Origin of the sequence: Streptomyces sp. NPDC012510, assembly GCF_042955065.1 — a bacterium.
Lineage (GTDB): Bacteria > Actinomycetota > Actinomycetes > Streptomycetales > Streptomycetaceae > Streptomyces.
This window is the reverse complement of the sequence record NZ_JBIBEN010000007.1, coordinates 36312-54139: the sequence shown is the minus strand read 5'-3', so window position 1 is coordinate 54139 and position 17828 is coordinate 36312. Positions and strand designations below refer to the sequence as shown.

The following is a 17828-nucleotide window of genomic DNA, read 5'->3' as shown; positions in this document are numbered from 1 at the left end:
GTACGGCTGTCCGTGTACGGCCCACAGCCGGTGGCAGTGCCGAACCGCTCGGCGCCGACGATCACCAGCGACGGCCGTGCCGAAGGCACGGATGACAAGGAGGAAGAGAAGGAAGGGCAGGAAGAGGAAGAGGAAGAGGCCGGCATGCGACAGGCTCCGTGATGCCCGAGTCGAACACGGTGCCTTCACACGGAGCGCGTCCAGGACGCGAGCGACCGCGCCCCTCCTCCTCAGCAGTTGCAGCCGCAGTCGCAACCGCAGCAATCGCAGTCGCAGCATTCACAGCCGTCGCAGTCACAGTCCCGGCAGCAGCCCGACCGCTCCTTCCGGGACCAGGGACCTTCGTACTGCTCGGCACAGCACAACTGGCAGCTGCAGCACAGCAGCCAGAACATCCCGCACCCCGCCCAGAACCCCCGCCGCATCGGCGGCTGCGGAGACGGCATCCCGCCGAAGCCACCGCCCTCACCACCGCCGCCGCCCCCGAACGGATTCCCGCCACCACCCGCATACGGAGCCCCACCGCCCCCGGCATGGGCGTGCCCGCCACCCGCGTACGGATTCCCACCGTCCCCGGCATAGGCGTGCCCGCCACCCGCGTACGGATCACCCGGCACGGGACCCCCGCCCCGCTGATGGGCCGAGCACACCGGCACCGTCCCGAAGGCCCGGTCCACCGACCTGCGCAATTCGTGCACGAGCAGCAGATGGGTCAGCTTTCCGTCCACGAAGTCCGCCTCGCGCAGGGCGAGCCGAATGCCGTGCAGGGCGTCCTCGGCGAGCCGTCGGGCCTCGGCGGGAGAGGTCCCCGTGGCGGTCAGGGGGTTCCAGGCGCCGGAGGCGGCGTCGGCGGTCCGGTCCTCCACCGCGTCCAGCAGATGGGCGAGCCGCCCGAACAGGCGTCCGGCCTCAGCGAGCGGTTCGGCGTTGCCCGGCCGTCCGGCCAGGATCGCGGTGTGCGCGAAGGCCGCCGCGGTCGCCGTCTCGGTCGGCTCGGTGACCGTCAGCAGCGGGGTGCCCTGCCCGGCCAGCGCCTCGATGCCGGGCTGCCGGTCCACGGCGTCGACCAGCACCGCCGTGTCGAACCCGATGTCCGTTCCCGTACGCGCGCCGGCGCGCCCCCAGTTCGTCGCGATCCGGCGCGCGGCGTGCGCCACCGGCTTGCGCGCGAGCACTCCATCCCCATCGGCGACATGGTCACGCACCTTGGCCGAGGCCAGTACCAGGGAGACGGCCGCGGCGAGCCGCGCGCCCTCCCCCTGGGCGACGGAGGCCGTGCGCATCCCGCGCAGGGGGCAGGGGCCGGCGGTCCGCCGCCAGGCGGGGCTCCGCTCGGCCTGAGCCTCTGTCAACACCGAGACCAAGAGGCCGTCGTAGTTGGTGACGAGCCGGGCGAACTGCCCGTGGTCCCGGCGCAGCGCGAGACAGAGCCCGCACAGATGCGCCATCCACTGGGTCCGCAGCCGCTCGCCGAGGCGATGGGCACAGGGCCTCACCATTCCGAACACGACGCTCCCCCGTCTCTGCCGACGTGCCCGTCCCGCGCTCGTCACCGTCGCCGCATCGTAGCCATCGCCATGTTCACCCGGACGCACCGACCCTCACCCAAACGCCGCGAACAATAATATTTCACTCACCGTCAGCACGTGTGTACAGGGAAGCCCTTGGGGCACATGGACTCTCGACGAAATCGTTCTGCACCAGTACCGTCACGAAACCCCCGTGCGGCGTCTATCCACTTGGCGAGACATCCGCATCATGGACGACGATAGGGATGCGGAAAGCACGAAAGACCGCTGCGAGAGGAGGCGTCCATGGGATCGGTGCGCAAGGCGAGTGCCTGGCTTGGCCTCGTCGACGACAACGATGACGAGCGTTACTACGACGACGACTACGCCGATGAGCGGGAGTCCGGCTCCGGCGAGGCCTGGGTCACCGACCCTCGCGTCAAGGTCGCGTCCGAGTCCGCGCAGGAGGAGGGCCGCCGGATCGGCACGGTCACGCCGGACAGCTTCCGCGACGCCCGGCACATCGGCGAGCTCTTCCGGGACGGCGTCCCGGTGATCATGAACCTCACGAACATGGAGCCCGCCGACGCCAAGCGTGTCGTCGACTTCGCGGCCGGACTGATCTTCGGTCTGCGCGGATCGATCGAGCGCGTGTCCAACCGCGTGTTCCTGCTGACCCCCGCCGACACGGAGATCGTCAGCGGCGAGGTCGCGAGCCGTCCGGTCGACGGTTTCTTCAACCAGAGCTGAGGCAGGGCCGCTCGCCGGCCCCGTCCTCCGGTGCGCGGGTCATGCGACGCGGCTCACCGGAAGGCGTCGAGACCGGTGAGCGCCTTGCCCAGCACGAGTTGGTGCATCTCGACGGTGCCCTCGTAGGTGAGCACGGACTCCAGATTGGTCGCGTGCCGCATCACCGGGTATTCGAGGGAGATCCCGTTGGCGCCGAGGATCGTACGGGCCGTACGGCAGATCTCGATCGCCTCGCGTACGTTGTTCAGCTTGCCGAAGCTGATCTGCTCGGGACGGAGTCGTCCCGCGTCCATCCGCCGCCCCAGATGGTGCGCGAGCAGAATCCCCTTGTGCAACTCGACCGCCATGTCGGCGAGTTTGGCCTGGGTGAGCTGGAAACCCCCGATCGGCTTTCCGAACTGCTCCCGTGTCTTCGCGTATTCGACGGCCGCCTCGAAACAAGCCCGTGCGGCCCCCATCGAGCCCCACACGATTCCGTAGCGGGCGTGCGAGAGACAACTCAGCGGGCCTTGCAGCCCCTTCACCTCCGGCAGTACGGCGTCAGCGGGCAACCGCACGTCGTCCAGGACGAGTTCACTGGTGACCGAGGCACGCAGGGACCACTTGTGCTTGATCTCCGGCGCGGAGAACCCGGCGGTGTCCGTAGGCACGACGAAGCCCCGGATCCCCTCCTCGGTCCGCGCCCACACCACGGCGACCCCGGCGACGGACCCGTTGGTGATCCACATCTTGCGGCCGGTGAGAACCCAGTCGCCGCCGTCCCTCCTGGCGTAGGTGCGCATCGAGGCCGGGTCGGAGCCGTGGTCGGGTTCCGTGAGCCCGAAGCATCCGATGACCTCACCGGAGGCCATGCGCGGCAGCCACGTCCGCTTCTGCTCCTCGCTGCCGAAGCGGTGGACGGCGTACATCGCGAGCGACCCCTGCACGGACACCAGCGACCGGATCCCCGAGTCCGCGGCCTCCAGCTCCATACAGGCCAGCCCGTACTGCACCGCGGTGGCCCCTGCGCACCCGTACCCGTCGAGCGACATCCCCAGGGCCCCGATCGCCCCCAGCTCGCGGGCCAACTCCCGGATCCCGGGCAGCTCCCCCTGCTCGTACCACTCGGCCACGTGCGGCAGCACACGGTCGGCCGCCCAACTCCGAACGGTGTCCCGGACGGCGAGGTCCTCGGGGTCGAGCAGATCGTCGAGCCCCAGGGGATCGGTGGGGTCGAAGGACGGCGACTTCACGGGCGCGGCCATGGGGCAACCTCCGGCTCATAAAACTAGCGACGCTAATCTTCTGCTCCTGTGCAACCGTACCCACCCGAGGGCCGTCTCCTCAGCGCATCGACTCCGCACGCACGGGCGTCGTCTTCGTGGCCTCCCGCTGCCCCGGTACCTCGGCGGACGCCCCGCATTCCATCGCCCGGGGCAGCCGCAGGGCCATCACCGCGCCGAGGACGAGCAGCGCCGCGCTCACCAGCAGCGTCACATGCAGGCCGTGGACGAAGGAGTCGCGGGCGGCGTGCCGCAGGGCCTCGCCGGTCGGACCGCCGAGCCGGTCGGCGACCTCGTACGCCTCACCGAGGGAGTGCCCGGCGGCTGCGGAGGCGGAGCCGGGGACCCCCGGCACGGACGACAGTCCGGGTGCGTACGCCGCGTTCATCACGCTGCCGAGCAGCGCGATCCCGATGCCGGCGCCCAACTGGTAGGAGGTCTCACCGATCGCGGCCGCCCCACCCGCCGAGGACGCGGGCGCTTCGCTCAGCATGGACTCGTAGGCACCGAACAGCGTGGTCTCCAGGCCGAAGCCCAGCAGGACGAACCCGGCGAGCAGCAGGCCCGCGTTGTCGTGGCGGCCCATCGCGGTCAGCAGGACGACCGCGATGGCGGTGAGGCAGAAGCCGAGGGACACCATGCGGCGCGGCCCGAAGCGCTGCAGCATGTGGGAGCCGACGAGTCCGGCGGCCATCGCGGCGATGGTCAGCGGCAGCAGCCGTAGACCCGTCTCCAGCGGGGACAGTCCGAGGACCAGTTGCAGATACTGCGCGGCGATCAACTCCAGCCCCACCAGCGCGAGCATCGCGAGGACGATGCAGCCGACGGACGTGCTGAACGCGGGCCGCGCGAACATCCGCAGGTCGACCAGCGGATGTGTCCGGCGCCGCTGGCGTCGCACGAAGGCGATCAGCAGCACTCCGCCGCCGAGGAGCGCCAGGGCGGTGCCCGGGTCGAACGGGGGATGTCCGCCGCCGAGCCGCTTCACGCCGAAGACGATGCCGAAGAGGCCGAGGGCGGCCATCAGCGCGCCGACCACGTCCCAGGGGCCGTCGCGGTCGCCCGTGGACTCGGGCAGCAGCAGCCGTCCGATCGGCAGGCTGACGAGCATCAGCGGGATGTTGACGAGGAAGACCGAGCCCCACCAGAAGTGCTCCAGCAGGAACCCTCCGAGCAGCGGTCCGACGGCCGCGCCCACGGCGGCGACCGCGCTCCAGACGCCGATGGCGAGCGCCCGCTCGCGCCGGTCGGGGAAGACCTGGCGCAGGATCGACAGCGTCGCGGGCATGATCATCGCGCCGCCGACGCCGAGCAGGGCGCGGGCCGCGATGAGGACCTGCGGGTTGTCGGCGCAGGCGGCGAGGGCGGAGGCGACGCCGAAGAGGGCGTAGCCGAGCAGGAGGATCCGTCTGCGGCCGACACGGTCGCCGAGCGTGCCGAAGAGAATCAGCAGCGAGGCGCAGACCAGCGGGTAGACGTCGACGATCCAGAGCAGCTCCATGCCGCTCGGCCTGATGTCCTCGGTGACGGCGGGGACCGCCACGTGCAGCACGGTGGCGTCGACGGCGACGAGCAGCAGGCTGACGCAGAGGACGACGAGGACGACCCAGCGGTGAGCACCGGCCCCGGCCTCCCGACGGCGTCGCGCGGCGGCCGTGGGCGTCCCGCACATGTACGTACCTCCCAGATGCTCTCGCGTTCGGCGGAACCACGGGGCGGGGACTCCCCGGCGGCTACGGTCCGGGAGGAGCGGCGTCCCGGACCCGCGCTACGAAAGGCGAGTGAGCGGTCAGCGTACGCGAGTTCCCGCCGGTGGAGCGTGGCGGGTGTCTCATGGAGCCCTCATCCGACGTGTGGCGTACGCCACGGCGTGGGCCGTCCACCGCTCCTCCATGACGTCTTCATCACTTGTCCGTGGTCCGTCCGTCACGGTCCATCACCGTCCATCACGTGAGCGCATGCCGACCGGTTCCGGGCTCCGCCGATAATCGAGCGCGTGACCGATCTTGCCTCGCGCCCGGCGCCGCCCCTTCCACGGCGGGCCGCCCCCGCGCTTCTCGGGTACGCCGCCGTGCGCGCCGTGGGCCTCGTCGCCCTGGCCCTGTGGAGCGCGGCGCGTGACAAGAGCGCCCTGACGCTGCTGTCGGCCCGCTGGGACTCCCTCTGGTACACCCGCGTCGCCGAACTCGGCTACGGCTACGAGGTGCGCCTGCCGAACGGCGACGTCCACTCGAACCTGGCGTTCTTCCCGCTGCTGCCGTGGCTGGAGCGGGCCGTCTCGGCGGTGACGCCGCTGTCGTACGCCCACGCGGGCCTGGTCGTCGGCACGCTGGCCTCGCTCGGCGCGGCCTGGGGGATCTTCGCGGTCGCCGACCAGGTGTACGGCCGCCGGGCGGGGGTGTGCGCCGTGCTGCTGTGGGCGGTGCTGCCGGTGGGGATCGTGCAGTCGATGGCGTACACGGAGGCCCTGTTCACCGCGCTGGCGGCCTGGTCGCTGTACGCCGTCCTGACCGGCCGCTGGGTGACCGCGGGTGCCCTGGCCGCGCTCGCCGGGCTGACCCGCCCGGTGGGACTCGCGCTGGTGGCGGCGGTGTGGGCGGCGGCGATCGCGTCGTACGTCCGGGCCCGGCGGCACGATTCTCCGGCCGCCGGGGGCGCCGACCCCGCTCCCTCGTTCGTACGGAACCGGAGTGCGGGGGCATCTCACGGCGCTCGCCTGGGGACACGCGCCCTGGGAATGCTTCTGGCGCCCCTGGGTGCCGTCGGCTACGTCCTGTGGGTCGGCCATCGCACGGGCAAGGGACCGCTCGGCTATCTCGACGTCCAGGCCGGGTGGCGCAACGGTTTCGACGGCGGCTACGCCTTCGCCCGTTTCGTCGCCGAGAAGCTCACGTCGTTCCCGTCGGTCCTGGCGGGGGTGGGACTGATCGTCGCAGTGGCGTCCCTCATCTGGCTGTACGTGGTGTGCGTACGGCAGGGGCAGCCGCTCCCTCTGCTGGTCTACTCGGGGGCCGTCGTCGCGCTGGCGTTGTGCGCGTCGAGCTACTTCGGCTCGAAGCCCCGTCTGCTGATGCCGGCCTTCCCGCTCCTGCTGCCCCTCGCCTGCGCCCTGGCACGAGCGCGTACGCCCAGGTCAGCGATGATCCTCGGCGGCGCCGCAGCGGTGTCGGCCGTCTACGGGGCCTTCTGGCTGAACGGCTCCGGCCCCCCGTGACCGCCCGCGAGGGGCGGCAGCGGGCGGATAATTCCACGCAAGCATTCGGTGAACGAATTCAAAAGGGCCACAAAACCGCTGGTCCGCATTGATCCGTGGAATTGAAGGCGAACCGCCGCAACGATTCGCCATTCAGCAGAAATAAACATCAATCTGAGAGCAATCCCACATCACGGCGTCATCACAAAGCCGGTGATTCACGCCGCGTCGGAGCTCACTCGCTGTAACGTCGATTGAGTGCGTACCGAACCAAAGCCGACCCGTCTGGACCGGGTCTTCTCCAGACTGGACCGTGAGCCGGAACGGCCCACCCACATCGACGTACCGGTGATGACCCGGCACCGGGTGGTGCTGTTCTCCTCCACCCTCGCCTTCTACGTCGCCATCGTGTGGGCCGTCGTCATCACGTCGTGGCTGGTGCGGCTCGACTGGCAGATCATGTTCTTCCGGCCGTACCAGCAGTGGCCGGAGATCCACGCGTTCCTCGACTACTACGTCGTCCTGGGCCAGCGCGGCCCCACCGCCGTCATGGTCGCCGCCTGGCTGGGCTGGCGCTCCTGGCGGCAGCACACCCTGCGTCCGATGCTCGCGCTCGGTGTCTCGCTGCTGCTGCTGAACATCACCGTCGGTGCCGCCAAGCTCGGCATGGGCCGGCTCGGCCCGCACTACGCCACCGATATCGGCTCCAACGAGATGTGGCTGGGCGGCGACATATTTCCTTCGGGACACACCGCGAACGCCGTGGTGACCTGGGGCATCCTGGCGTATCTGGCGTCGACGCCGAGGGCCAGACGCTGGCTGTCCGCCCTGTCCGCCGTGACCTCGCTCGGCGTCGGTCTCACCACGGTCTACCTGGGTACGCACTGGTTGAGCGACGTCCTGCTGGGCTGGGCCGCCGGGCTGCTGATCCTGCTGGCGCTGCCCTGGTTCGAGCCGCTGATCGCCCGCGCGGAGGCCTGGCTCTTCTCGCAGCGGGACGCCTGGCGCGACCGCCGTACGGCACCCGTGCCGACGCCCGCGCCGTCGCCGACCGCCGTGGGCACGGCCTCGCTGCGCAGGCCGGGAGAGGAGCCGGCGAGCGTGCGCGACACCGGCATCGCGGCCCGTGCCGCGCACCCGCCGATCGTGCCGTTGCACCTGACGCCCGGACCGCACCTGACCAGGCCGGAGCGGATCGCGGTCACTCCGAGCGGCACCCGGCGGCCGCCGCACGCGGACCGGGTGGCGCGAGGGGCGACCCCGGCCCGTCCCGTCCCGGGCGGCTGACACGAGACAGCGGGGCCGGTACGCACAGCCCATGCCCCGCACGGCGAAGGCCCGGCTCTCCGCGAGCCGGGCCTTCGCCTGTCCCGAACGTCTCAGCCCTTCCAGGCGCGCTTCACCCGGCCGTCCTCGACCTCCAGGTTCAGCCGGCCGAAGCGGTACTCCATGGTGATGATCGCCCCCGGCGGCAGCTTTCGGACGGTCGACCAGCCACGCTCCTCGGCGCGGCGCTCGGCGTTCGGCGCGTCGAGTCCGACGTAGGCGTCGGGGTCGTCCCGGGGCTCTTCGGAGGGGGTGGGAATGGGTGCCATGACCGCCAGGTTAGGCCGCCCGGGGGCCGCTGTCCTGCCGCAGTCACGCTTCTGTCACAGAACCACGACACGCGCTTCGGCCCAACTCAGTCACACGTACGAGCGGTTCCGTATGCCTTCCGCGCGCTGCCGGACGTAATTCTCCGCCGGTTCGGCACCATCGCGAACAGCCCGTAGGAAAACATGTCCGGGGCCGTGTGTCCGGTGTGTGTCCTGCCTTTTCCCACCGATTCCCGGACGGCTCCCCGGAAGCGCCACCTCATGGGAAATACACGACTCCCGCACACTTCCCCCGTACGCCCTCTGTAGGAGCGGCGGGGGCGCGAGCATCATGGCGTACATCACGGGCCCAGGACGCGGCAGCGAAGGGGCGAGCGATGGGGACCGAGACCGTACAGGCGCCGGCACGACCCGTACGGACCGACACGGCGGGTCAAGTGGTGGTCGACTGGCTGACCACGACGGACCACAAGAAGATCGGGCATCTGTACCTGGTCACGTCGTTCCTGTTCTTCCTCGTCGCAGGTCTGATGGCGCTGGTGATGCGCGCCGAACTGGCCCGGCCGGGCACCCAGCTCGTCGACAACGAGCAGTTCAACCAACTGTTCACCCTGCACGGCACGATCATGCTGCTGCTCTTCGCGACGCCGACGTTCGCCGGGTTCGCCAACGAGATCATGCCGTTGCAGATCGGCGCGCCCGATGTCGCCTTCCCCCGGCTGAACATGCTGTCGTACTGGCTGTTCCTGTTCGGCGGGCTGATCGTGCTGGGCTCGCTGCTGGTGCCCTCGGGCCCCGCCGACTTCGGCTGGTTCGCCTACGCCCCGCTGAACAGTCTGGAACGGTCGCCGGGCATCGGGGCCGACATGTGGATCATGGGGCTCGCGCTGTCCGGCTTCGGGACGATCCTCGGCGCGGTGAACTTCCTGGCCACGATCATCGCGATGCGCGGGCCCGGTATGACGATGTTCCGGATGCCGATCTTCACCTGGAACACGCTGTTCACGTCGATCCTGATCCTCATGGCGTTCCCGGTGCTCGCAGCGGCGCTCCTGGTGCTGGAGGCGGACCGGCGGTTCGGCTCACAGGTCTTCGACGCGGCCAACGGCGGCGCGCTGCTGTGGCAGCACCTGTTCTGGTTCTTCGGGCATCCTGAGGTCTACATCATCGCCCTCCCCTTCTTCGGGATCATCACGGAGATCATCCCGGTCTTCAGCCGCAAGCCGATCTTCGGCTATCTGACGCTGGTCGGGGCGACGATGGCGATCACCGGTCTCTCGGTGGTGGTGTGGGCGCACCACATGTTCGCCACGGGCGCGGTGCTGCTGCCGTTCTTCTCGTTGCTGAGCTTCCTGATCGCCGTGCCGACGGGGGTGAAGTTCTTCAACTGGACGGGGACGATGCTGAAGGGCTCCCTGTCGTTCGAGACGCCGATGCTGTGGGCGACCGGCTTCCTGGTGTCGTTCCTGTTCGGCGGATTGACGGGGGTCATCCTGGCCTCGCCGCCGATGGACTTCCATGTCACGGACACGTACTTCGTGGTCGCGCACTTCCACTACGTCGTCTTCGGCACGGTCGTCTTCGCGACCTTCGCGGGGTTCTTCTTCTGGTGGCCGAAGTTCACCGGGAAGATGCTCGACGAACGGCTCGGCAAGATCCAGTTCTGGACGCTCTTCGTCGGCTTCCACACCACGTTCCTGGTCCAGCACTGGCTGGGCGCCGAGGGCATGCCACGGCGGTACGCGGACTTTCTGGCCGCCGACGGGTTCACGGCCCTCAACACGCTCTCCACGATCGGCGCGTTCCTGCTGGGCCTGTCGACGCTGCCGTTCCTCTACAACGTGTGGAGGACCTCCCGGTACGGCGTCGAGGTCGATGTCGACGACCCGTGGGGCTACGGCAGGTCGCTGGAGTGGGCGACCTCGTGTCCGCCGCCGCGCCACAACTTCGTGACGCTGCCCCCGGTCCGCTCCGAGGCCCCGGCGTTCGATCTGCACCATCCGAGGTTCGCGGCGATCCAGCCGCCCCAGACCCGGAAGGGCCAGGAGAGGACCCCGCACCCCCGCTTCGGTCAGGAGCGGGCGACCGGTGGTCCCGAGGAGTCCTGATCGCCCCGCGCGCCGCTCTCCGGTTCGACGAACCGGGGTACGGCCGGGGCGCACACCGGCGGTCGAGGACGGGACGTCCTCGACCGCCGAGGCTCCGCTCAGCTCACGGCGACGACCCGGACGGACAGGTCGTTGTCGCCCGTGTAGTACGGCTCGGCCTCCGCCGGCCCCCGCTCGGTCTCGACCCGGGTCCGGGGATAGACGAACACGGGGTGCTTGTCGACGACGTCGTCCAGCAGCCGGGCGATCCGTACGCGCGGGCCGCTCTCCCCCCGGGGGCGCAGCCACAGCTCCCAGTCGCCGGGGCGCAGGTCGCCGTAGGCCACGGTGAGGCGGAGGCCGCCGCGGTCGTCCGGGCTCACGTCGGCCCGTACGGCGGGCGCCGGGCCCGCCGGGTCGGTGAACTCGGCGTACGCGTCGGACGTGGGCTCGGCTCCGTACGTCCGCACGCTTGCCTCCAGCCGGCCGTCGCCGATAAGGAGTTCGCCCGCCTCGGCGTGCGGGGAGCGCTCCCAGCTGCGGACGGTGAGGTTGCCGTGCTTGGTGCCGTAGGGGATGCGGGCGGAGATCCGGTCGGCGGTGGCGCTCGGGGCGCGGTCAACGAGGGAGCGCAGGTCGTTGACGCCCGGTGTCAGCCGGCTCGGCTCGCCGTCGGCCACCTGGAGGTAGGCGTCCCAGCGGCCCTCGGGGAGGTCCGCACTGCTGGGCAGCGCGGCACGCAGGCGGCCGTCACCGGCCGGGGTGAGCGGCAGGCGCACCGTCCGGTCGCTGTCGCGGAGGAAGAGGACCAGGTGGGCGGGGCCGGACTCGCCCGGGTCGGCGATCTCGAAGGTCAGACCGCCGGCGAAGTCGGCGACGCAGTCCGTGCGCGGGAGCGTGATCCTGTCCTCCTGCCCGTCACGGGTGGATTGCCGCGGAGTCGGCGTCATCACGCGGTGCGCCCCTTCTGGAGAACGGCACGCCCGGCATCCCGGACGGCGTACGCGCCGCCGAGCAGAGTGCCGCGGGTGCGGTGCAGGGAGCCGCGCATCCGGCCCACCGGCGAGGCGCCGCCACGGGCCATGAGGTCACCGAAGAGCGTCTCGTAGCGTTCGGCGATGCGGGACGGGTCGAAGCGCTCGGAATCCTTGAGCGCGGCCCGGGCCATCCGCTGCCGCTTGTCGTCGTCGTTGATGAGTTCGAGGAGACCGTCGGCGATGGCCTTGACGCTGCCGACCTTGACCAGGCGGCCGTCGACGCCGTCGTCGATGATCTCGCCGGGGCCGTGCGGGCAGTTGGTGGAGACCACCGGCAGGCCGCAGCGCATGGCCTCGACGATGGTCATGCCGAAGGACTCCAGGCTGGAGGTGACGGCGGCGATGGAGCCCTTGGCCCACTCGGGCTCGATCGGGTTGGCCGGGCCCATCAGATAGACGTGGTTGTAGAGGCCCGACTTGTCGATGAGCGTGCGGAGTTTGTCCTTCTGCTTGCCGCCGCCGTAGATCCGCAGACGCCAGTCGGGCCGCTCTTCCCGCACCTTGTCGAAGGCCTTGACCAGCAGGTCGTAGCGCTTGACGGGGGCGAGCCGGCCGGCGGCGACGACCCACTTGCCGGTGCCGTCGGCGGGGTCGATGCCGGGCGCGGGCACCGGGTTGGGCACGGCCTGCAGGCGGACGCCCGGCAGCCGCATCTTCGAGCCGTACGCGCGCGCGTCGGCCTCGGTGGTGGTGGTGAGCGCGTCGAGTCTCGGGTAGACGCCGCGCAGGGTGGCGCGCAGGGCCGGGGAGTGACTGTCGAGCGTGAGGTGCTCCTGGCCGACCCGGACCGGGCCGCGCCGGGTCTGCCGCGCCATGTGCACGTTCAGGCCCGGCCGGGTGCCGACCAGGACGTCGGCGTCGACCGAGGCCAGGTGCTCGGCGATGCGCCGGTCGGTCATGACGCTGTACTGCTGGTAGCGGCCCTCGGCGCGCGGGAAGACCTTGGCGGGACGGTCCAGGTCGGCGTGGCCCTTGTCGGCGCCGCCCTCACGGATGTCGACGAGGCCACGCAGCCGGACCCTGGGGTCCACGTCGAAGACGGGCTCGTCGCGGTGGCGGAAGACGGAGACGATCTCCACGTCGTGCTGTTCGGCCAGGGTGTTCGCCAGGTTGTACGTCGTCCGAATCGTTCCCCCGATCCCGTACGCGTTGTGTATGAGGAAAGAAATGTGCATGCGTCCCCCGAACCCCCTGTTTCCCTGGTCATCCATCAATTGCGGTGCTGGTCCACCACCACGGGGTTAGACCCGGCGAACGGGGGAATGGTTGGGCTTCATCATCAACTTGTTCTGGAACGGTTGCGCGATCGATAGCCAGTTGAGGGAACCTGCTCGCCGTGCGGTGCATCAGGGGCCAGGGCATGGCCCCAGAGGTCGCGGCCCGCACGTACGACCTGCTGAGCGGCCCGGACGCCTGTGTGGTCGTCGCCGAACAGCGTCTGCCGCCGGGGCCGCGCTAAGCAGCGACCGTCCTTGTGTACGAACTCCGGCGAGGGGAACTGGCGTTCTGCGGCGATCCGGCCGAACTCGGCTGATCCGGAGCCGTGGTGTGGACCTACCGCCGGGTGGCCGCGTACCGGCCCGCGATGACCGAGCCAACTCCTGCGACCGTCCGTCAAGTTGGCGCGGTGCAACCGACTCGGTGCCCGAACTCGACCTGTGCGCTGGACGGTTCGATTCTGTTCGCCGTGGAGCGTGACCCCGGCCACGGATCGCCCGTTGTCTTCTTCATGAGCGCGGAGCCCCCGCGCTCATGGGCCGGGCGCCACCCGGCTCCGCCACGCACCGCATCCCGAGGAGCCACCCGTGCCGCGCATGCTCGAGGTCAGCGACGAGGTACGCGCCGAGATCGGCGACGAAGAAGCCGACCGGCTGCTCGCCGGAGAGAACGCCCCCGGCGGCTACGACTGCACGTCGTGCCGCACCCCCGGCGACTCCGAGCAGGAGCGCACCAGCACCGTCCTCTTCGTCGGCGACGAGACCGCCGTTCTCGCCTTCGCCCACGCCACCTGTCTGCCCTCCCAGGTCGTCCAGGTGACCGAGGAGCAGTTGCAGGGCGCCGCCCGTTCCATCGCCGGGGACAGCCCGGCCCAGGCAGCGCCCGAGCAGGCCGTGCTCGGTGTCACCAGCGGACTCATCCTGCTCAGCGGAGAGCTGCACCCGGCGCTGGTCGTGGAGCCGACCGCCCCCATCGCGCGCCCGGGTACGACAGGCGCGGGCGACGACTTCCTGCCGCTGCTCATCGAGCAGGGCTTCATGCCGCTCCCCCAGATCGACTCCGTACCGCCGGTGCTGCACGGCTGGTCCGTCCTGCTCGCCATGGGGCAGCTGCACGCGATCCTCCAGCCGGGGGTCGTCGGCGGTTCGCCGGTCGCGTGGTGGCAGGCCCATCAGGCGCTGCAGGTGGCCGACGCCTGGCGGGCCGCCGCGAACAAGCATCAGCAGGTGCTGATGTTCGCGGCGCCGGTGGGCTCGATCGGCCGCCAGCCCCGGGAGGACCTGCTGCGCGACGCACTCGACAAGGCGGCGGCCGACGGAAAGTTGGTGGCGGCCACACTGCCGCTGGCCGGCACCTGATCGCTCCGCTCGGGTGTGCTTCGGGCCGGAGGCTGAATGGTTGAGCTACCGCATCCCTTCCGAGGCGGGGTCGTTGGCACAGACGTGCACGCATACGACGTTCCTCGCCGCCAGTCCTACCAGTCGATCCCGTCCATGCGGCCGACCCAGGATCCTTCGGCCACGCCCATCTACGACACGCTCTACGCGGAGTGGGTCAAGTCCTACCGGACCCTGCCGGGCGACCGGCACGGGGAGGAGGACATGGCGTTCACGGGCTTCGGGAGCCTCACTCAGGGATCGGGCGGACAGCGGGGCACGGGGTCGTACCACTCCGGCTCGTTCGGCGCCCGGCACTCGGCGGGGCATCTCGCCACCCAGCGCGAGACCCAGCCCGGTCACACGACCACGACGACGGCCGTGTGGCAGCCGGTCGGCCGGATCCCCACCGGGCAGACGGGGATGCACCACATCCCCTCCCCTCTGCCACCGGGCCCACGCCGAGGTCTGTGAAGCGGGCGCACGAAGAGGCGGCCACCCGAACACGGGATGGCCGCCTCTTCGTGTCGTACTGCCCTGCCCCTGCCCTGCCCCTGCCCTGCCCCTGCCGCTTCCGCCTACGTCCGGCTACTTCTTCTTGCCGCGCTTCTCGCGCACCCGCACCGAGATGTGGATCGGGGTGCCCTCGAAGCCGAACTCCTCCCGCAGACGGCGTTCGATGAAGCGGCGGTAGCCCGCCTCGATGAAGCCGGAGGCGAAGAGGACGAAGCGCGGCGGCTTGGTGCCGGCCTGGGTGCCGAAGAGGATCCGGGGCTGCTTGCCGCCCCGGATCGGGTGCGGGTGGGCGGCGACCAGCTCACCGAGGAAGGCGTTCAGACGGCCCGTCGGGACGCGGGTCTCCCAGCCGGCGAGGGCCGTCTCGATCGCGGGGACCAGCTTCTCCATGTGCCGGCCGGTCCGCGCCGAGACATTGACCCGGGGCGCCCAGGCGACCTGGCCGAACTCGGTCTCGATCTCCCGCTCCAGGTAGTAGCGGCGCTCCTCGTCGAGGGTGTCCCACTTGTTGTAGGCGATGACCATCGCACGGCCCGCCTCGACGGCCATGGTCACGATGCGCTGGTCCTGGACCGAGATGGACTCGGAGGCGTCGATGAGGATGACGGCCACCTCCGCCTTCTCGACGGCGGCCGCGGTGCGCAGCGAGGCGTAGTAGTCGGCGCCCTGCTGGAGGTGGACGCGCTTGCGGATGCCCGCCGTGTCGACGAACTTCCAGGTGACACCGCCGAGTTCGATCAGCTCGTCGACCGGGTCACGGGTGGTGCCCGCGAGTTCGTTGACGACGACGCGCTCCTCGTTCGCCACCTTGTTGAGGAGGGAGGACTTGCCGACGTTCGGGCGGCCGATCAGGGCGATACGGCGCGGACCGCCGACGGCCGTGCCGAAGCTCTGCTCGGGCGCCTCCGGGAGGGCCTCCAGGACGGCGTCCAGCATGTCGCCGGTGCCACGGCCGTGCAGCGAGGAGACCGGGTGCGGCTCGCCGATGCCGAGGGACCACAGCGCGGTCGCGTCGGCCTCACCGCTCGGACCGTCGACCTTGTTGGCGCAGAGCACCACGGGCTTGTTGGCCTTGCGGAGCAGCCGGACGACGGCCTCGTCGGTGTCGGTGACGCCGACCTTGGCGTCCACGACGAAGACGACCGCGTCGGCGGCCTCGATGGCGTACTCGGCCTGGGCGGCGACGGAGGCGTCGATGCCGAGGACGTCCTGCTCCCAGCCGCCGGTGTCGACGACCTTGAAGCGGCGCCCCGCCCACTCGGCCTCGTAGGTGACACGGTCACGGGTGACGCCGGGCTTGTCCTCGACGACCGCCTCGCGGCGGCCGATGATGCGGTTCACGAGGGTCGACTTGCCGACGTTGGGGCGGCCGACGACGGCGAGGACGGGCAGCGGGCCGTGGCCCGCCTCCTCGATGGCGCCCTCGACGTCCTCGATGTCGAAGCCCTCTTCCGCGGCGAGCTCCATGAACTCCGCGTACTCGGCGTCGCCAAGCTCTCCGTGCTCGTGCTCGGAGGGAAACTGGTCGTTCATGAAGTCCGTACCTCGTAGTTCATCGTGGTGATCGGTGGAGCAGCCGGGGCTTGCGTCGGCTGATCCACTACTCAGTGTCGCCCAGCGCCCGATCGGACGCCCGGCCTTTTTACCGGCGGCCGGTGAGCCGCCTGGCGTGCTCCAGATGCGCGCCGAGCTGCTTCTGGATGCGCTCGGTGGCCTCGTCGAGCGCCTTGCGGGTGCGCCGTCCGCTGCCGTCGCCCGCCTCGAACGGGTCGCCGAAGACGACGTCGACCCGGCTGCGCAGCGGGGGCAGCCCCTTCATCAACCGTCCGCGCCGCTCGGTGCTTCCCAGGACGGCGACCGGGACGATCGGCGCTCCGCCGCGCACGGCGAAGTAGGAGAGCCCGGCGCGCAGCGAGGCGAAGTCCCCCTCGCCTCGGGTGCCCTCCGGGAAGATACCCAGCACACCGCCGGCCGTCAGGACGGCGAGCGCCTGGGTGATGGCGGTGCGGTCGGCGGTCGAACGGTCCACCTTCACCTGCCCGATGCCGAGCAGGAAGGGGTCGAGGGGACCGACGAACGCCTCCTTCTTGATCAGGAAGTGCGTCGGCCGGGGTGCCACGCCCATGACCATCGGGCCGTCGATGTTGTGGGAGTGGTTGACGGCGAGGATCACGGGGCCGGTGGTGGGGACCCGCCAGGCGCCTAGCACGCGCGGCTTCCACAGCCCGTACATCAGCCCGACGCCGATGCGCCGGCCGACCTCGGCGCCGCGTGAAGACGGGGCCTCGGCCGAAGCCGTCCGGGCCGGGGTCGCCCGGTCCGCCGATGCTTCGCTCACTTCCCCGCCCGCTTCTCCTCGACGAGGGTGACCACGCACTCGATGACCTGCTGGAGGGTGAGGTCCGAGGTGTCCACCTCGACCGCGTCGTCCGCCTTGGCCAGCGGCGAGGTCTTGCGGCTGGAGTCCGCCGCGTCCCGCTTCAGGAGGGCCTCTCGGGTCGCCTGGACGTCGGCGCCCTTCAGCTCACCGCTGCGGCGGGCGGCACGGGCCTCCGGGGAGGCGGTGAGGAAGATCTTCAGGTCGGCGTCCGGCAGCACGGTCGTACCGATGTCACGGCCCTCGACGACGATGCCGTTCTCCGCGCCCGACGCGATGGAGCGCTGCAGTTCGGTGATCCGGGCCCGCACCTCCGGCACGGCGCTCACCGCGCTGACCTTGGAGGTGACCTCCTGGGTGCGGATCGGTCCGGCGACGTCCGTGCCGTCGACGGTGATGGTGGGCCCGGCGGGGTCGGTCCCCGAGACGATGTCCGGCTTCCCGGCGACGGCGGCGATGGCCGAGGGGTCCTCTATGTCGATGCCGTTGGTCACCATCCACCACGTGATCGCCCGGTACTGGGCGCCCGTGTCCAGATAGCTCAGCCCGAGCTGCGCGGCCACGGCCTTCGAGGTGCTCGACTTACCCGTGCCGGAGGGGCCGTCGATGGCAACGATCACTGTGGCGCGTTCCACTGGGGAGCACCTTTCCTGTTCCGAGGGCGGGGCGGGACGGGAAAGCGCCCCGGACAAGGGTACTGGTTACCCGTAGCCCATCCGGCCGCCCCTCCAGCCGGTCCGACGGCCCCTCCAGCCCGCCCGACGGCGCCTGCAGCCCGTCCGGCCGCCCCTGCCGCCCGTCCGGCGTTTGCGGACGAGGCCGTTCAGGCCGGAGCGGGGGCCTGGGGGCGCGGCCCCCAGCGGGGTCCGGGGCAGAGCCCCGGGGATGGGACGGGTAGGGGCGGCGGGG

General features: G+C 70.8%; 16 protein-coding genes and 1 pseudogene. 8 read left to right on the top strand and 9 right to left on the bottom strand.

From position 1 onward, the window contains the following. Positions 1 to 30: 30 nt before the first annotated feature. Positions 31 to 162: a hypothetical protein gene (locus ACFY9I_RS15080; RefSeq protein WP_391002136.1), complete on the top strand. Its 132-nt coding sequence runs from the start codon at positions 31 to 33 to the stop codon at positions 160 to 162. A gap of 68 nt (positions 163 to 230) precedes the next feature. Here the strand turns inward: ACFY9I_RS15080 and ACFY9I_RS15075 are convergent, their stop codons facing one another. Next, positions 231 to 1508 (bottom strand): DUF5685 family protein, encoded by a 1278-nt coding sequence (locus tag ACFY9I_RS15075; RefSeq protein ID WP_391001596.1) that lies wholly within the window; start codon positions 1506 to 1508, stop codon positions 231 to 233. A 306-nt stretch (positions 1509 to 1814) separates the two neighbouring features. Between ACFY9I_RS15075 and ACFY9I_RS15070 the strand changes: the two genes are divergently transcribed. Beyond that, positions 1815 to 2258 carry a cell division protein SepF gene (locus ACFY9I_RS15070; protein ID WP_391001594.1) on the top strand — a complete coding sequence of 148 codons (444 nt, stop codon included), beginning with the start codon at positions 1815 to 1817 and terminating at the stop codon, positions 2256 to 2258. A gap of 53 nt (positions 2259 to 2311) precedes the next feature. Here ACFY9I_RS15070 and ACFY9I_RS15065 read toward each other — a convergent pair whose 3' ends face one another. Both ACFY9I_RS15065 and ACFY9I_RS15060 read right to left on the bottom strand, forming a co-directional pair. Next, the gene (locus tag ACFY9I_RS15065; RefSeq protein ID WP_391001592.1) at positions 2312 to 3502 is read right to left on the bottom strand and encodes an acyl-CoA dehydrogenase family protein; all 1191 of its coding nucleotides are present in this window, start codon (positions 3500 to 3502) and stop codon (positions 2312 to 2314) included. Positions 3503 to 3581: 79 nt separating this feature from the next. Then, positions 3582 to 5192, bottom strand: a complete 1611-nt coding sequence (locus ACFY9I_RS15060; protein WP_391001590.1) for an MFS transporter — start codon at positions 5190 to 5192, stop codon at positions 3582 to 3584. Positions 5193 to 5516: 324 nt separating this feature from the next. Here ACFY9I_RS15060 and ACFY9I_RS15055 point away from each other — a divergent pair, with 324 nt between their 5' ends. Both ACFY9I_RS15055 and ACFY9I_RS15050 read left to right on the top strand, forming a co-directional pair. Then, positions 5517 to 6734, top strand: coding sequence for a glycosyltransferase family 39 protein (locus tag ACFY9I_RS15055; protein ID WP_391001588.1), 1218 nt, complete (start codon positions 5517 to 5519; stop codon positions 6732 to 6734). Between the two features lie 237 nt (positions 6735 to 6971). Continuing rightward, on the top strand, positions 6972 to 8000 hold the full coding sequence (locus ACFY9I_RS15050; RefSeq protein WP_391001586.1) for a phosphatase PAP2 family protein: 1029 nt from the start codon (positions 6972 to 6974) through the stop codon (positions 7998 to 8000). A 92-nt stretch (positions 8001 to 8092) separates the two neighbouring features. On the opposite strand, the gene ACFY9I_RS15045 is transcribed toward ACFY9I_RS15050, so the two are convergent. Next, positions 8093 to 8308: an I78 family peptidase inhibitor gene (locus tag ACFY9I_RS15045; protein ID WP_391001584.1), complete on the bottom strand. Its 216-nt coding sequence runs from the start codon at positions 8306 to 8308 to the stop codon at positions 8093 to 8095. Between the two features lie 377 nt (positions 8309 to 8685). Between ACFY9I_RS15045 and ctaD the strand changes: the two genes are divergently transcribed. Further along, positions 8686 to 10416: a cytochrome c oxidase subunit I gene (ctaD, locus tag ACFY9I_RS15040; RefSeq protein ID WP_391001582.1), complete on the top strand. Its 1731-nt coding sequence runs from the start codon at positions 8686 to 8688 to the stop codon at positions 10414 to 10416. Positions 10417 to 10514: 98 nt separating this feature from the next. Here the strand turns inward: ctaD and ACFY9I_RS15035 are convergent, their stop codons facing one another. Together ACFY9I_RS15035 and ACFY9I_RS15030 are read right to left on the bottom strand one after the other, a co-directional pair. Further along, positions 10515 to 11345, bottom strand: coding sequence for a hypothetical protein (locus ACFY9I_RS15035; protein ID WP_391001580.1), 831 nt, complete (start codon positions 11343 to 11345; stop codon positions 10515 to 10517). Next, positions 11345 to 12607 carry a glycosyltransferase gene (locus ACFY9I_RS15030; protein ID WP_391001578.1) on the bottom strand — a complete coding sequence of 421 codons (1263 nt, stop codon included), beginning with the start codon at positions 12605 to 12607 and terminating at the stop codon, positions 11345 to 11347. The genes ACFY9I_RS15035 and ACFY9I_RS15030 overlap by 1 nt, the downstream gene beginning before the upstream one ends. Positions 12608 to 12786: 179 nt before the next feature. On the opposite strand from ACFY9I_RS15030, the pseudogene ACFY9I_RS15025 reads away from it, so the two are divergent. From ACFY9I_RS15025 to ACFY9I_RS15015, 3 genes and pseudogenes are all read left to right on the top strand, one after another. Next, positions 12787 to 12966: pseudogene (locus ACFY9I_RS15025) on the top strand (ABC transporter); the annotation flags it as partial. Positions 12967 to 13237: 271 nt separating this feature from the next. Further along, on the top strand, positions 13238 to 14008 hold the full coding sequence (locus ACFY9I_RS15020; protein ID WP_391001576.1) for a hypothetical protein: 771 nt from the start codon (positions 13238 to 13240) through the stop codon (positions 14006 to 14008). Positions 14009 to 14143: 135 nt separating this feature from the next. Then, positions 14144 to 14500 (top strand): hypothetical protein, encoded by a 357-nt coding sequence (locus ACFY9I_RS15015; RefSeq protein ID WP_391001574.1) that lies wholly within the window; start codon positions 14144 to 14146, stop codon positions 14498 to 14500. 114 nt (positions 14501 to 14614) lie between these two features. On the opposite strand, the gene der is transcribed toward ACFY9I_RS15015, so the two are convergent. From der to cmk, 3 genes are all read right to left on the bottom strand, one after another. Then, positions 14615 to 16075 carry a ribosome biogenesis GTPase Der gene (der, locus tag ACFY9I_RS15010; protein ID WP_391001572.1) on the bottom strand — a complete coding sequence of 487 codons (1461 nt, stop codon included), beginning with the start codon at positions 16073 to 16075 and terminating at the stop codon, positions 14615 to 14617. A gap of 109 nt (positions 16076 to 16184) precedes the next feature. Then, positions 16185 to 16919 carry a 1-acyl-sn-glycerol-3-phosphate acyltransferase gene (locus ACFY9I_RS15005; RefSeq protein WP_391001570.1) on the bottom strand — a complete coding sequence of 245 codons (735 nt, stop codon included), beginning with the start codon at positions 16917 to 16919 and terminating at the stop codon, positions 16185 to 16187. Continuing rightward, the gene (gene cmk, locus ACFY9I_RS15000) at positions 16877 to 17554 is read right to left on the bottom strand and encodes a (d)CMP kinase (protein WP_391001568.1); all 678 of its coding nucleotides are present in this window, start codon (positions 17552 to 17554) and stop codon (positions 16877 to 16879) included. The genes ACFY9I_RS15005 and cmk overlap by 43 nt, the downstream gene beginning before the upstream one ends. Positions 17555 to 17828: the final 274 nt, after the last annotated feature.

Excerpts from the sequence above, each read along its gene's own strand:
- ACFY9I_RS15060 (WP_391001590.1), bottom strand. The coding sequence starts at position 5,192 with ATGTGCGGGACGCCCACGGCCGCCGCGCGACGCCGTCGGGAGGCCGGG.
- ACFY9I_RS15030 (WP_391001578.1), bottom strand. The coding sequence starts at position 12,607 with ATGCACATTTCTTTCCTCATACACAACGCGTACGGGATCGGGGGAACG.
- der (WP_391001572.1), bottom strand. The coding sequence starts at position 16,075 with ATGAACGACCAGTTTCCCTCCGAGCACGAGCACGGAGAGCTTGGCGAC.
- ACFY9I_RS15045 (WP_391001584.1), bottom strand. The coding sequence starts at position 8,308 with ATGGCACCCATTCCCACCCCCTCCGAAGAGCCCCGGGACGACCCCGAC.
- ACFY9I_RS15015 (WP_391001574.1), top strand. The coding sequence starts at position 14,144 with ATGCGGCCGACCCAGGATCCTTCGGCCACGCCCATCTACGACACGCTC.
- ACFY9I_RS15065 (WP_391001592.1), bottom strand. The coding sequence starts at position 3,502 with ATGGCCGCGCCCGTGAAGTCGCCGTCCTTCGACCCCACCGATCCCCTG.
- ACFY9I_RS15070 (WP_391001594.1), top strand. The coding sequence starts at position 1,815 with ATGGGATCGGTGCGCAAGGCGAGTGCCTGGCTTGGCCTCGTCGACGAC.
- ACFY9I_RS15035 (WP_391001580.1), bottom strand. The coding sequence starts at position 11,345 with ATGACGCCGACTCCGCGGCAATCCACCCGTGACGGGCAGGAGGACAGG.
- ctaD (WP_391001582.1), top strand. The coding sequence starts at position 8,686 with ATGGGGACCGAGACCGTACAGGCGCCGGCACGACCCGTACGGACCGAC.